At 33.0% G+C, this 14973-nt stretch carries 14 protein-coding genes and 1 tRNA gene; 10 read left to right on the forward strand and 5 right to left on the reverse strand.

Annotated elements, in window-relative coordinates; all coding sequences use genetic code 11:
* Positions 1-3023, reverse strand: a 3023-nt coding sequence (locus V6251_RS14810) for a beta strand repeat-containing protein (RefSeq protein ID WP_341588946.1), incomplete at its 3' end; no start/stop codon positions are given.
* 171 nt (positions 3024-3194) lie between these two features.
* On the opposite strand from V6251_RS14810, the gene V6251_RS14815 reads away from it, so the two are divergent.
* Positions 3195-3267: transfer RNA gene (locus V6251_RS14815), tRNA-Gly, on the forward strand.
* 126 nt (positions 3268-3393) lie between these two features.
* Here V6251_RS14815 and pepE read toward each other — a convergent pair.
* Entirely contained in the window at positions 3394-4101 is a 708-nt protein-coding gene (gene pepE, locus V6251_RS14820) for a dipeptidase PepE (protein WP_341588947.1), read from the reverse strand.
* A gap of 109 nt (positions 4102-4210) precedes the next feature.
* Here pepE and V6251_RS14825 point away from each other — a divergent pair, with 109 nt between their 5' ends.
* The 6 genes from V6251_RS14825 (at position 4211) to V6251_RS14850 (ending at position 10080) form a co-directional block, all read left to right on the forward strand.
* Complete coding sequence (locus V6251_RS14825) at positions 4211-5020, forward strand: carboxypeptidase-like regulatory domain-containing protein (protein ID WP_341588948.1); 810 nt, start codon at positions 4211-4213, stop codon at positions 5018-5020.
* A 37-nt stretch (positions 5021-5057) separates the two neighbouring features.
* Entirely contained in the window at positions 5058-5774 is a 717-nt protein-coding gene (locus V6251_RS14830) for a hypothetical protein (RefSeq protein ID WP_341588949.1), read from the forward strand.
* A gap of 59 nt (positions 5775-5833) precedes the next feature.
* Positions 5834-6334: a DUF6702 family protein gene (locus V6251_RS14835; protein ID WP_341588950.1), complete on the forward strand. Its 501-nt coding sequence runs from the start codon at positions 5834-5836 to the stop codon at positions 6332-6334.
* Between the two features lie 63 nt (positions 6335-6397).
* On the forward strand, positions 6398-8707 hold the full coding sequence (locus tag V6251_RS14840; RefSeq protein ID WP_341588951.1) for a M1 family metallopeptidase: 2310 nt from the start codon (positions 6398-6400) through the stop codon (positions 8705-8707).
* Between the two features lie 89 nt (positions 8708-8796).
* Positions 8797-9126: a thermonuclease family protein gene (locus tag V6251_RS14845; RefSeq protein WP_227471000.1), complete on the forward strand. Its 330-nt coding sequence runs from the start codon at positions 8797-8799 to the stop codon at positions 9124-9126.
* Positions 9127-9180: 54 nt separating this feature from the next.
* Entirely contained in the window at positions 9181-10080 is a 900-nt protein-coding gene (locus tag V6251_RS14850) for an ExbD/TolR family protein (RefSeq protein WP_341588952.1), read from the forward strand.
* 58 nt (positions 10081-10138) lie between these two features.
* Here V6251_RS14850 and V6251_RS14855 read toward each other — a convergent pair whose 3' ends face one another.
* The 3 genes from V6251_RS14855 to V6251_RS14865 are packed head-to-tail and all read right to left on the reverse strand — an operon-like array spanning position 10139 to position 12869.
* Complete coding sequence (locus V6251_RS14855) at positions 10139-10684, reverse strand: DUF4136 domain-containing protein (RefSeq protein ID WP_341588953.1); 546 nt, start codon at positions 10682-10684, stop codon at positions 10139-10141.
* Between the two features lie 23 nt (positions 10685-10707).
* On the reverse strand, positions 10708-12687 hold the full coding sequence (locus V6251_RS14860) for a urocanate hydratase (protein ID WP_341588954.1): 1980 nt from the start codon (positions 12685-12687) through the stop codon (positions 10708-10710).
* 14 nt (positions 12688-12701) lie between these two features.
* Positions 12702-12869, reverse strand: a complete 168-nt coding sequence (locus V6251_RS14865; RefSeq protein ID WP_292947327.1) for a DUF5522 domain-containing protein — start codon at positions 12867-12869, stop codon at positions 12702-12704.
* Between the two features lie 47 nt (positions 12870-12916).
* Between V6251_RS14865 and V6251_RS14870 the strand changes: the two genes are divergently transcribed.
* Genes V6251_RS14870 through V6251_RS14880 form a run of 3 tightly spaced genes read left to right on the forward strand, consistent with a single transcriptional unit; the run spans position 12917 to position 14972 of the window.
* A complete protein-coding gene (locus V6251_RS14870; protein WP_341588955.1) occupies positions 12917-13255 on the forward strand; it encodes a hypothetical protein in 339 nt (112 codons plus the stop codon).
* Complete coding sequence (locus V6251_RS14875) at positions 13245-14156, forward strand: 1-aminocyclopropane-1-carboxylate deaminase/D-cysteine desulfhydrase (RefSeq protein ID WP_341588956.1); 912 nt, start codon at positions 13245-13247, stop codon at positions 14154-14156. The genes V6251_RS14870 and V6251_RS14875 overlap by 11 nt, the downstream gene beginning before the upstream one ends.
* Before the next feature lie 3 nt (positions 14157-14159).
* Entirely contained in the window at positions 14160-14972 is an 813-nt protein-coding gene (locus V6251_RS14880) for a glucosaminidase domain-containing protein (protein WP_341588957.1), read from the forward strand.
* Position 14973: the final 1 nt, after the last annotated feature.

Consider the following 14973-nt stretch of genomic DNA (forward strand, 5'->3'; position numbering starts at 1 on the left):
TCATTACCATTAGCAGTAATTGCAACAGAACCGTCAGTCGATTCTACTGTTTGAATTTCATTAGTTGCATCAGTATCTTCATCAGCAGTAATATGATCAGCTATTGCAGTTTCATTAGCAGTAATAGTAGTGTTTTGCGTGATTTGCTCAGCTTCTAAAGTATCAATACTATCTGTATTAGTTGTGATGTTTGCAGTATTATCAGCTATAGCAGTGTTTTGCGTGATTTGTTCAGCTTCGATTGCATCAATATCATCAGCGTTTTCTGTGATTTGAGATTGCAATGCAGCATCATCAAAAGGAGTTACGCTTAAATCGAAGTCGTTACCATTAGCAGTAATAGCAACAGAGCCATCAGTAGATTCTACTGTTTGTAATTCATTAGTTGCGTCTGTATCTTCATCAGCAGTAATGTGATCAGCTATTGCAGTTTCATTAGCCGTAATAGCAGTGTTTTGCGTGATTTGTTCAGCTTCGATTGCATCAATATCATCAGCGTTTTCTGTGATTTGAGATTGCAATGCAGTATCATCAAAAGGAGTTACGCTTAAATCGAAGTCATTACCATTAGCAGTAACAGCAACAGAACCATCAGTCGATTCTACTGTTTGTAATTCATTAGTTGCGTCATTATCATTATCAGCTATAGAAAACGTAGTAGAGACATTGTCTTCATTTATATAAGTAAAAGTTTGATTTCCGTTATCAGTAAGAGAAGTCGTCGTTTCTAATGAAGAAATGTCGAAAGTAATCGGGTTTCCATCATTATTATCAAATGTGAAACTTCCATCTGTATTTTCTGTTAATGTAGCTTTGCTAACTAAATCAATAGTTCCATCAGGTTTAATTAAGCTAAATGTCCCGTTATTGTTATCAATTAATTGAATGTTATCTACATAAGACTTAGGAGTTGCATCAGTTGCGTTAATAGGGTTTCCAAGATCTGTAACGGTATTTCCATTCATATCTAGATTTCCAACCATAGTATCTCCAGTTACGTTTACATATCTAGGATCATATAGCGCTGCGTTAAAAGGATCAATTGCAATCCATTCCATATTATCTGCATCATATATGTAGGTGTTTCCTACTTGAGCTGGATCTGGAGAGTCGCTGTTTACTACATATATATCTCCTTCTTGTGGTGTTCCACCAATTTCAATGGTATCAAAATCTCCTGTTGAGGTGGTTGGTCCAGTATATACGTTTCCAATTGGGATATTTACATTACCACTTTCGTCAGGAACGCTTCCGTTAACAGTTGCTACTCTTGGTCCATAAACCCATTGTGAACCATCCCAATATATTTCGTCATTAGCATTTACTCCATCTGCAAACATTGGTAACGTAATTTGTCCTGTTAGATCTACAGCGTTATCGGCAGTTGCGGGATTAGATAAAACTAATTCTGGACCGTTTAGTGAAAGATCTTGAAGCTCATTTGTCGCATCAGTATCTTCGTCAGCAATAATATGATCCGCTATTGCAGTTTCGTTAGCAGTAATTGCAGTGTTTTGAGTTGTTTGCTCAGCTTCAATAGCATCAATACTATCTGTATTGGTTGTAATGTTTGCAGTATTGTCAGCTATAGTTGTGTTTTGCGTGATTTGTTCCGCTTCAATAGCATCAATATCATCAGCATTTTCTGTGATTTGAGATTGTAAAGCGGTATCATCAAAAGGAGTAACGCTTAAATCGAAGTCATTACCATTAGCAGTTACAACAACAGAACCATCAGTCGATTCTACTGTTTGTAATTCATTAGTTGCGTCTGTATCTTCATCAGCAGTAATATGGTCAGTAATTGCAGTTTCGTTAGCAGTAATAGCAGTATTTTGCGTGATTTGCTCAGCTTCTAAAGTATCAATACTATCTGTATTGGTTGTAATGTTTGCAGTATTGTCAGCTATAGTTGTATTTTGAGTTATTTGGTCCGCTTCAATAGCATCAATATCATCAGCGTTTTCTGTGATTTGAGATTGTATAGCGGTATCATCAAAAGGAGTTACGCTTAAATCGAAGTCATTACCATTAGCAGTTATAGCAACAGAACCATCAGTCGATTCTACTGTTTGTAATTCATTAGTTGCATCAATGTCTTCGTCAGCAGTGATATGGTCAGCAATAGCAGTTTCATTAGCAGTAATAGCATTGTTTTGAGTTAATTGTTCTGCTTCAATAGCATCAATATCATCAGCGTTCTCTGTGATTTGAGATTGTAATGTTGAGTCATCAAAAGGAGTAACGCTTAAATCGAAGTCATTACCATTCGCAGTAATTGCAACTGAACCGTCAGTCGATTCTACTATTTGTAATTCATTAGTTGCATCAATGTCTTCGTCAGCAGTGATGAGGTCAGCAATAGCAGTTTCGTTAGCAGTAATTGCAGTGTTTTGAGTTGTTTGCTCAGCTTCAATAGCATCAATACTATCAGTATTTGTTGTAATGTTTGCAGTATTGTCAGCTATAGTTGTGTTTTGCGTGATTTGTTCCGCTTCAATAGCATCAATATCATCAGCATTTTCTGTGATTTGAGATTGTAAAGCGGTATCATCAAAAGGAGTAACGCTTAAATCGAAGTCATTACCATTAGCAGTTACAGCAACAGAACCATCAGTCGATTCTACTGTTTGGATTTCGTTAGTTGCATCTGCATCTGCATCACTTAAAGAAATTATAGTGTTTGTTCCAGATTCGTCTGTATAAGTTAGTGTGCCATCGTTATTAGATACAATTGAAGTAACCGTTTCATTAGCCATGACATCAACACATAGACTATTCCATGCATTATTATTAAACTGAAATAAACAATCTTCATCAGTGTTATAGGCTATTGCACCTTCAAGAGGTGTGATAGCATTCATTTGTGCAGTTGTAATCCTTGTAACGACAAGCGTTTTGGTTGTGCTTTCTAATTCAAGTACTGAATTTTGGTCAATGTTTTGAGGATTATCACCAATCTTGACTTGGGCTAAAGCATTTGTCGTGATTAGGATTGTTAGAATAAGTAGAAATTTTTTCATCTAAGGGGTTTTTTATGTAAACATATGTTTTATAACTCTATATCTACGTAAAAACAGTCCTTTGCGTTTTGTGTATCGATGAAGCGTTTAAAATAATCGATAAAAAACAAAATAAAAATTGAAATAATACTTGTTAATCTAACAATTAGTACTATTTTTGCCACCGGAAATGCGAGAGTAGCTCAGTTGGTAGAGCGTCAGCCTTCCAAGCTGAATGTCGCCAGTTCGAACCTGGTCTCTCGCTCAAAAGCTTCATCATAACGATGGAGCTTTTTTTTTTGGAATACAGTTAGATGTTATTTATCCTATATCATCTAACTATATTCTATAAGGTTTAAAGTTAGCTTTCAATAAAGCTCATGCTTTAGTTTTATTTTAATTCATTTAAAAAAGTGTCTGTTTCAATTTCATAAGGCTCATTTCCATGTTCAAAAACTCTAGCATTTAATACACCTTTTAATTGAATAGACTGCCCTTTTACTTCTAACCAACTACCTTCCCTAAGTCCAATAACTGGTTGTGTGTTAAATTTATGAAACTCTTTTATCCTAGTTTCTCTAGTTTCGCCCATATGTTTACTAGAAGGATCTGGATCTAAATAATGAGGGTTAATATTAAATGGCACAAAGCTTAGTGTTTTAAAACTTGGCGGATAAACAATTGGCATATCATTGGTAGTACACATGGTCAGACCACATATGTTACTTCCAGCACTTGTACCTAAATAAGGGGTTCCGTTTTTAACAGCAGCTTTTAAGGGATTGATCAACTTAAATTTATACAACGCATTAACTAAAACAAAGGTATTTCCGCCACCTGTAAAAATACCCTTCGCATTAGTAATAGCTTCTACTGGATTTTTAAACTTGTGTAATCCTTTTACTGTAATACCAATTTTAGAAAAAGCTTTTGCTGCTTTTTTTGTGTATTCATCATGCGTTATACCACTTGGTCTCGCATAAGGTATAAAAACAATGTCGTTTATATTTTTAAAATGAATTTTTAAATCGTCTAATAAATAGTCTAAATATTGACCAGAATGAAGGGTTGAAGTACTTGCGATTATTAATTGCTTCATAATTTTAGTTTTTGTAAATTTAGGTATTAGAAGCTTTTAACAAAAGATTATAGATGCTTAACACAATAATTTAGTCTAAAAGTTTTTAATTTACCTAAAATCAACCAACATGAAATCATATATTATTGCATTTTTTATTCTAGCTTTTAGTTTTGCTAATGCTCAAGACAGCACCAGAGTCGAGCTTAAAGGTAAGGTTATTGTCGCGTCTCCAGATTTAGAAGGCATAACCATTTATAATTCGTCTTCAAATAAAGGAACAGTAACTAATGCAGACGGAGAGTTTACTATTAGTGCAAAACTTAATGATAAAATTAGTATTTCGGCTTTACAATTTAAAGACTTTACGGTATTAGTCGCTCAGGAGGTTTTAGACTCTAAACAAATGAATGTCTTTTTAGTAGAACAAATTAATAAGCTGGATGAGGTTGTTATTTTACCATACGATTTGTCCGGAGTATTAGATGAAGACATTGCAAACGTTGAAACCTTTAATCCAGATTTAGATGCTATTTATTTTGGAATTGGTGATATAAGTCTTTACGAGTTTGCTGATGATGAATATAGTAAAGTAGAAAATTTGGCAGCTATGAGTCAGAACGATAGATTGCGATACCAAGCCAACGGAATGTTAATTTTAGGTAGCTTAGTGGATTTGATTTTTAGTAAAAAAAATAAAAATAGAAACGAGACCAAAGAGGTTTTATACCAATCTTCAACTTTAAGTGATACTTATGATCATAAATATTTTACAGACAATTTTAATATTCCGGAAGCTAAAGTAGAAGCCTTTATGGCCTACGTTGAAAGTAACAATTTTGATGTTAATTTATTGAATAAAGGTAACGAAATGCAATTAATAGAGCATCTTAATACAGAAAGCAAAAACTTTTTAAAAGAGAAAGTTGAAAAAAAGTAGGCTTTTTTTATGTTTCTTGTTATTTGTGATGTTTCAAATGATACACGCTCAGACTATTGAGCTAAATGGGACAATCACTGCTGAAGATGATATTGAAAGTATTCATATATTAAATAAAACGTCTTTAACTAATGCAACATCAAGCAAAGACGGAAGCTTTGTTGTTAAGGCTAAATTAAACGATACCATTATATTTTCTGCAGTACAATATACATTGCTAACCAAAGTGGTTAATCAAGAAGATATAACTTCAAAAACAATTGCAGTCACTTTAAAATTACAAACCAATCAATTAGATGAAGTGTTTTTAAAAAGGTCTTTGTCAGGAGATCTAGAAGACGATTTGTTGCTTTTAGAGGCTAAACCAGTAATCAATTTTTATGATGTAGGCATACCTGGATACCAAGGAAAACAAAAAACATCTGCCGAAAGAGTCTTACATGAAGCAACAACAGGAGGAGGTTTTATACCATTAAATCCTTTGTTAAACGGTATATCAGGTCGCACCAAAAAGCTAAAAGAAATTGTAAGACTAGAAAATGATGATGCCTTATTAGTAAGGCTTAAAAACGACCTAAAAGAAGCTTTTTTTAAAGACAATCCTTTAGACCAAAAACACCACATAGATTTTTTTTACTTTGTACAAGAAGATCCAGACTTTAGAAGTGTCTGTAGCAAAAGTAATTTAGATGCTTTAGCTTTTTTTCAAAAGAAGTTAGACCAATACAAAACAAATTTAAACACTAAAGAATAAATAATTATTTGGAATACTTTTTGCCATTAATCCATTAGATTTGTAACTACATTATACTTATGAAAACACTAAAACAGCTTTTATTTATAACCGCATTTGCGCTATTATCATTTACATCAGTGCACAAATACTATGTTAGTATCACGCAAATTGAATACGTAAAAGAGAAACAATCACTTCAAATTATTTCAAGAATTTTTGTAGACGATTTTGAAAAATTAATGCGTAAACGTTACGATAGTAATATTACTTTAAATAATGGTGGTAACGAGGAGGTTATCGATCAATACGTTAAAAAGTATTTATTAGAAAAAATGGAAATTTCGATAAATGATGAGCTAAAAAAAATAACATTTATAGGAAAAAAATACGATGACGATATAATGTATTGTTATTTAGAAATAGAAAACATTGCATCAATCAAGAGCTTTCAAATAAAAAATAAAGTGTTGTTTGATCTATTTGACGATCAAAAAAACATTGTTCGCACTAATATTAACGACAAAAATAAAACCTTTGTGTTGATAGCAGAGAAAGATAAAGGTTTGTTAAACTTTTAACAAAGATTTTAAACAACGTTAATTTTTGTTAAATTCACGTTCTTAAAGTAACAAACTATCACAATGAAAAAACTAAAGTATTTATTTCTTTCAGCTTTATTTTTGTCCGTAAGTGCTTTTGCACAGGACCAAAATGAAAAGAAAGAACGTCAACCAGGTCATACCAACAACAACAAGTTTAAACAGTTGTATGACGAGTTTTCAACACCAAACATGTACAGAGCAGCATCAGGTGCTCCAGGTTCTGCGTACTACCAACAACAAGCAGATTACAAAATGGACATCCAATTGGATGACAAAAACGCAAAACTTTATGGTTTTGAAACCATTACTTACACCAATAACTCACCAGATAATTTAAATTATTTATGGGTACAGTTGGATCAAAACATGCGTGCTAAAACATCTTTAACACCTTTAATTCAAGATGACGCTGCGCAACCAGCTGATACACCTGGTAATTTTGCTAATAAATACTTAACCGAGTCTTTTGATGGTGGATTTAATATCCAAGAAGTAAAAGATACTAAAGGTAACGCACTAGCGCATATGATTAACCAAACTATGATGCGTGTAGAGATGCCTTCAGTTTTAAAATCAGGAGAATCTTTTTCGTTTTCAATCAAATGGTGGTATAATATTAATGACCACGTAAATGGTAGAGGTCGTTCTGGTTACGAGTATTTTGCTGAGGATGATAACAGAGCATACGTTATCGCTCAGTTTTATCCAAGAATGGCAGTTTACAATGATGTCGAAGGATGGCAAAATTCTCAGTTTTGGGGACGTGATGAGTTCGCGTTACCTTTCGGAAACTTTGAAGTAAACATTACAGTTCCAGAAGATCATATTTTAGATGGTACAGGAAAGTTGACTAATAGAAAAGATGTGTTTTCAAAAGAAATGATGAAACGTTATGAAAAAGCACAAAAATCTTATGATGAGCCTGTAGTAATTGTAACTCAAGATGAAGCAATTGCTAAGCTAAGCACAAAAGCAACTAAAACTAAAACATGGAAGTTATATGCAGAAAATGTACGTGACTTTGGTTTTGCAACATCAAGACGTTACATCTGGGACATGATGAGTGTTAAGATTGGTAATAAAGACGTTATGGCAGTATCATTATATGGTAAAGAAGGAAACCCATTATGGGAAGACTGGTCAACTAAAGCAGTAGCAAGTACATTAAAGTCTTACTCTCGTATGACTTTTGATTACCCTTACCACAAAGCAATATCTGTGCATGCTAAAGAGCAAGGAATGGAGTATCCAATGATCTGTTGGAATTATGGTCGTCCTGATAAAGACGGGAATTATAGTGACAGAACTAAATTTGGAATGATGTCTGTAATTATTCATGAAGTAGGTCATAACTTTTTTCCTATGATTGTAAATAGTGACGAGCGTCAATGGACTTGGATGGATGAAGGTTTAAACACATTTGTACAATATGTAGCAGAACAAGATTTTGGAAAATGGTATCCAGATGCCTTATCTGAAGGACAAACAGCATATCCATCACGTCGTGGACCAGCAGCAAACATTGTAAGATATATGGGTGGAGATCAAGATTACATTGCTCCAATTATGACTAAAGGATTAAATACTTACCAATTTGGTAATAATGCATACGGTAAGCCAGGAACAGCACTTAATATTTTACGTGAAACTGTAATGGGACCAGAATTATTTGATTATGCATTTAGAGAATACTCTAACAGATGGATGTTTAAACACCCAACACCAGAAGATTTTTTCCGTACAATGGAAGATGCTTCAGCTTTTGATTTAGATTGGTACTGGAGAGGTTGGTTTTATACAACGGACTACGTAGACATAGGTGTTAAAGAAGTTAAAAAATACTTTGTATCTAACGAGCCAAATGCTGAAATTAAAAAAATGGCTGAACAAAGAGGAATGAAGTTAAGTGACTTACCACCTTTAGTATTTTTTGTAGAAGAAGGTGCGGATGATTTTGATACTAACTTAAAAGGAAAGTCTGCTTTGGAAAACTCTACTACTTTAAATGAGTATGTAATGGACAACTTTACAGCTGAAGAGCGTGCTAAAATAAAAGAACCAAAATTCTTTTATAAAGTAACTTTTGAAAAGCCAGGAGGATTAGTGATGCCAATTATAGTTGAGTATACTTATGCTGATGGTACATCTAAAACAGAAACGTATCCAGCACAAATCTGGAGACTTAATGATAAAGAAGTAGGTAAAACGTTAGCAACAGAAAAAGAGATTGTAAGCATTACTGTAGACCCTAAATTAGAAACTGCAGATGTTGACACGTCTAACAATTCTTGGCCACGAGAAATGAAGGCTAGTGAGTTTGACAACTTTAAAGAGCAAAACAAAAACTAAGTACTAGTTTGTTATACTATTGTAAGCCCTTAAAAATTAAGTTTTAAGGGCTTTTTTATTTTGTATATTTAGCATTATAAAATAATATTATGTACACATACAAAGCAAAAATAATAGCAGTTTACGATGGTGACACTGTAACAGCAGTTGTAGATTTAGGGTTTCTACATTCTCAAGAAATGAAATTACGTCTGTACGGGATTGACACACCGGAAATGAGAGGAGCAGAAAAAGAAGAAGGGAGGAAGGTTAGAGATATTGTTAGGAGTATGATATTGGATAAAGAAGTTACTATTCGATCCTATAAAGATAAGCAAGGTAAATATGGACGTTATTTAGCCAATATTATATTAGAAGATGGATTAGAACTAAATCAGTGGTTGGTAGATAATGGTCATGCTAAACCTTATTTGTTGTAATCTTTAATTTAAATACAACCTATCCATTTATTTATAAATTATAGTAAGTTTATTATGAGATTAAAAATAACAATTAGTATAATGTTATTTGGTGTGTTTGGTTTAAACGCACAAATACAATCCATACAGTTGCCTAAAAGCGAAGATGTAATCAAAATTTCTAAAACTAGTATTACACCAATCTATAGTATTTATATAGATAAAAATGAAACTATTTACTTAGAAGATGAAGCGATTACATTATCTGATTTGGCTAAAACCTTAATGTATAATAGTAGTCAATTAAAGGAGTGGCAAAAATATCAAGTCAAGATTTTCTTATATATTGATCAATCTGTAAAACATAGTATTGTAGATAAAATTAAAACAGAATTAGCTTCTGCCAATTTTTATAATTTAGTTTTTAAAACTAATACCATAAAAGATAAAGATATAGTATCTGGTTTCTCAATAAAGAATCATCAGTCATTCTTTCATTTAGAAGATTTAAAAAAGGTGCTTACAAAAAAACAAGAAGCTAAAAATAAGCGCTATAACGATAGTATAGCTAAACTCAGTAAAGATGATTCAGATTCATTTTTAATGTTTCCGCCACCACCTCCAGCTCCTGTTGATGAGATGTTCGCGTTAGGTTATAGAGTTTATACTAATCAACAAGAAGTTATTGATGAGGTTTTACAAGGCAAAACTTATAATAAATTAGTGTTATCTAACAGTGGTTTAAAATATGGAAAGAATATTATTAAAATAACCGATAACGCTCAGTTTATTGAAACCTTAAATGCAAAAGATTTTGCTTTTATTAGTTTTGATCCAGCATTGACTTATTCAAATTATTTTAAGTTTATTACGCTTCATAGACAATTATCAAAAAAAGGATGGGTTACCAAACCTTATTTGGAATTATCCAATGAGATAATCAAAATTCACAAAAAAGCTAATATTAAATTGTAGGTTAAAAAAAAGCGACTACTTATTTAAAGTAGTCGCTTTTTTATATTTTAAACTATTATTATTTTTCCATTCCTGGAGGGTATTTTTCCATAATCTTAGTTACAAACTCTTTAATACGTTCCTCTTTTTTATCTACATTTTTAGATAAGTATCCGGTACCTTGACCTTGCCAAACTAATTCTTTTTTATTAGCGTCAATTAAGTCAACATACAAAACACCTTGAGTAGTAGTAGAGACTGTAGGTTGCATATTCCAACCCCATCCCCAACGAGGTCCACCCCAACCCCAAGCACCAACTCCCCAATTGTTGTTGTAAACATCAACACGTTGATTGGATTTAGTAAAAATACTAACTAGTAAGTCAGGGTTTTGAGATTTAGTATACCCTTTAGCTAGTAACTCAGACTCAATAGCTCTAAGGATGCGACGTTTGTCAATATCATTAATTTCGGCTTTATCAATTCCTGATTTAAAAAAAGCAAAAGTTTTGTAGTTGTTAAAATCTACAGCTTTATCATAATCTGCTGCTACTTTAACTGAGCTACAAGAGGTAAATGCTATAAGTAATAGCAATGCTGGTAAAATTCGTAATGTTTTGTTCATGGCGATAATATTTATAGTTTAACTTAATTTAATAAAGCATCATCAACAAGATTAGGTAAAGTTACTTTTAGGTTTGGCTCAGACGCCATAGCGCGTTTAATAGCAAAAATAGCTTCTTCGTTTCTAGCCCAACTTCGTCTTGATATTCCGTTATTTACATCCCAGAACAACATTTGTTTTAATCTTTTTGATGCTTCTTTAGTACCATCAAGAACCATACCAAATCCACCATTTATAACTTCACCCCAACCAACACCACCACCATTGTGGATGCTTACCCAAGTGGCACCTCTAAAACTGTCTCCAATAACATTTTGGATAGCCATATCTGCTGTAAAGCGTGATCCATCATAAATATTAGACGTTTCGCGATAAGGACTATCTGTACCAGAAACATCATGGTGATCACGACCTAATATAACGGTATCAATTTCGCCTTTTGCTATAGCTTGATTAAACGCTTCAGCGATTTTCATGCGACCTTCTGCATCTGCATATAATATTCTTGCTTGCGACCCTACAACAAGTTTGTTTTGTTGTGCACCTTTTATCCATTGAATATTATCAGCCATTTGCTGTTGTATTTGTTCTGGCGAATGTTGCTTTATGTCTTCTAAAACTTGACAAGCTATAGCATCCGTTTTTGCTAAATCTTCAGGATTACCTGAAGCGCAAACCCATCTAAATGGGCCAAAACCATAATCAAAGCACATAGGACCCATAATATCTTGTACATAACTAGGGTATTTAAAATCAATACCGTTTTTAGCCATAATATCTGCTCCTGCTCTTGATGCTTCTAGTAAAAAGGCATTTCCGTAGTCAAAAAAGTAAGTGCCTTTTGCGGTGTGTTTATTTATTGCGTCAGCATGACGACGCAATGTTTCTTGTACTTTTTCTTTAAACAAATCAGGTTGATTGGCCATCATAATATTAGCTTCGTCAAAAGTAATACCTACAGGATAGTAACCTCCAGCCCAAGGGTTGTGTAATGAGGTTTGATCACTACCTAAATCAATATGTATATTGGCTTCATCAAATTTTTCCCAGACCTCTACAATATTTCCTAAATAAGCAATAGAAATGGTTTCTTTTTCGGCTTTAGCCTTATTAACACGAGAGACTAATTGGTCTAAATCTGTAATCTTCTCATCAATCCAGCCTTGATCTAAACGTACTTGTGTGATTTTTGGATTGACTTCAGCACAAACAGTAATGCAGCCAGCAATGTTACCCGCTTTGGGTTGTGCGCCAGACATTCCGCCAAGTCCTGAGGTTACAAATAAATTACCTTTAGGCTCTTTTTTAATTTTTCTAAATCCGTTTAAAACTGTAATAGTGGTACCATGCACAATACCTTGTGGACCAATGTACATATAACTTCCAGCAGTCATTTGACCATATTGCGTAACACCTAAGGCATTAAATTTTTCCCAATCATCTGGTTTGGAGTAATTGGGTATCATCATTCCGTTAGTAACTACAACTCTTGGCGCTTCTTTGTGACTAGGGAATAATCCCATTGGATGACCAGAGTACATGACTAAAGTTTGCTCATCATTCATCTCTGCCAAATACTTCATGGTTAAGCAATATTGTGCCCAATTAGAAAACACACCACCATTACCACCATAAGTAATTAACTCATGTGGATGTTGTGCAACTGCATAATCCAAATTATTTTGAATCATTAACATAATAGCAGCTGCTTGTTTGGATTGTGCAGGATACTCAGATATTGGTCTAGCATACATCTTATATTCCGGTCTAAAACGATACATATAAATACGACCATAAGTATCTAGCTCTGCTTTAAACTCAGGTAATAGTGTTTCGTGATGTTTTTTGTCAAAATAACGCAAGGCATTTCGTAAAGCTAATTTTGTCTCCTCACTACTTAATATTGCTTTTCGTTTAGGTGCGTGATTTATGGAGGGATCAAAAGGTTTTGCTTTGGGTAAATTATCAGGAATTCCTTGTAATATTTGCTCTTTAAATGTCATAGTAGTTAGTTACTTTACTTGTTTTTAATTGCGTTAGTTTTGGCGTCAAATCCGTAAGGACAATGTCTACAACCACTTTGGCAGCAGTACCCACGTTTTAAATGGTATTGTTCTGTAAAACAGCGGTAACCTTCAGGTGTAAGGTAAAAATCGCCTTCTTCAACTGGAATTATCTTCTTCATATCACAAAGATAACGTAAATTGGAATATATTTTGAAAGACAGTAATCATGATAATAGTATCTAAATATTTAGTACCTAAAGGTTATACAGGTATGACTGTTTTTCCGTTTATATTTTTAAAATCTAAAGTTTTAAAACAGAGTGAGACCTTGGTCAATCACGAAAAAATTCATTTAAAACAGCAATTAGAGTTATTAATAATACCGTTTTATATCTGGTATGGTTTAGAGTTTGTTTTTAGGTATATCCAACACAAAAATTGGTATTTAGCTTACAAAAATATAAGCTTTGAAAGAGAAGCCTATTGTAATGACCTAAATCTGGAGTATCTAAAAACTAGACGTTTTTGGCAATTTTTAAAGTATCTTAGCAAGCATGAAATTTAAACCAGAACTTAGTGTTAATCAAAAAATAGAGCTTCCATTTAAAAGTTCTGTTTCTTTATATATAAAGCGAGAGGACTTAATTCATCCAATTATATCTGGTAATAAATATAGAAAGTTAAAATATAATATCGCTTTCGCGGAAACGCTTAATCAGGATACATTACTGACTTTTGGTGGTGCATTTTCTAATCATATTGCAGCAGTAGCAGAAGCAGGACGTGTTTATGGCTTAAAAACAATTGGAATTATCAGAGGTGAAGAGCTTAACGACAAGGTCTTGGATAGTCCAACTTTAAAGTTTGCACAGTCTTGTGGTATGCAATTTAAATTTATAAGTCGTGAAGCATTTAGACTAAAAGGAACGCAGTCATTTTACGAAAAAATTAAAAAAGAATTTGGTGACTTTTATTTAATTCCTGAAGGCGGAACCAATGATTTAGCTGTTAAAGGATGCGAAGAAATTTTGATAGAAACAGACCAAAATTTTAATTACATATGTGCTTCCGTAGGAACAGGAGGCACCTTATCAGGCTTGATTAATAATTCAAACACGTCACAAAAAGTTTTAGGTTTTTCAGCTTTAAAAGGTGACTTTTTAAAAGAAGATATTAGTAAATTTGCAAAACAGGATAATTGGCAATTAATGACAGCGTATCATTTTGGTGGTTATGCTAAAATAAATGCAGAATTAGTAACGTTTATTAATAGCTTTAAAAAGCAAAATAATATTGCATTGGATCCTGTTTACACCGGAAAAATGATGTTTGGTATTTACGATTTAATTAAACGTGATTATTTTGAACCAAATTCTGAAATATTAGTGATTCATACTGGAGGTTTGCAAGGTATTGTAGGTATGAATAAAAGGTTAAAACAAAAACAACAACAGTTAATTTTATAATTGATGAAAAAAATAATTACCATGCTTTGTCTTACTTTATTAATTGTAAGCTGTGGCTCATCCAAAAAAGTAGCTACAAAAAAAGGTAGGCAAAAAACAGTTAGGGTTGTACGAAATAAAAAGGATACAAAAAAAGACACCAAAGAAGATGTTATTGTAGTAGCCACTCCAATAAAAGAAACACCTGAAGTGTATGCTAGTAAAACGGACGAATATATTGCTATTTACAGTGATATAGCTCAAGACGAAATGCGTAATTATAACATACCTGCAAGTATCACTTTAGCACAAGGAATATTAGAGTCTGCTTCTGGACAAGGACGTTTATCTGTAGAAGCTAATAACCACTTTGGAATTAAGTGCCATGAGTGGACAGGTGCAAAAATTTATCATGATGATGATGCCTCTCAAGAGTGTTTTCGTAAGTACAAAAATTCTAAATACTCGTTTAGAGATCATTCACTATTTTTGACAGAACGTAAACGGTATTCAAAACTATTTATGCTAGAAAAAGATGACTATAAAGGTTGGGCCAGAGAGCTTAGAGCAGCAGGTTATGCTACAGACAGAAAATATCCAGATAAATTAATAAGCCTAATAGAGCGTTATCAATTATATCGTTTTGATGCTGTAGTTTTAGGTAAGCAAAATGTAGCAAACGACAAGCATACTGTTGTAAAAGGCGATACATTATATTCGATATCAAAAAAATATAACCTAACTGTAGATACTATTAAGTCTTTAAACAGTTTAGAAGGCGATAACCTATTTGTAGGTCAAGTGTTATTTGTAAAACCAATTCCAAAAGATTTTTAAA

It is taken from the genome of Olleya sp. Ti.3.14, from assembly GCF_038154885.1.
Classification (GTDB): Bacteria; Bacteroidota; Bacteroidia; order Flavobacteriales; family Flavobacteriaceae; genus Olleya.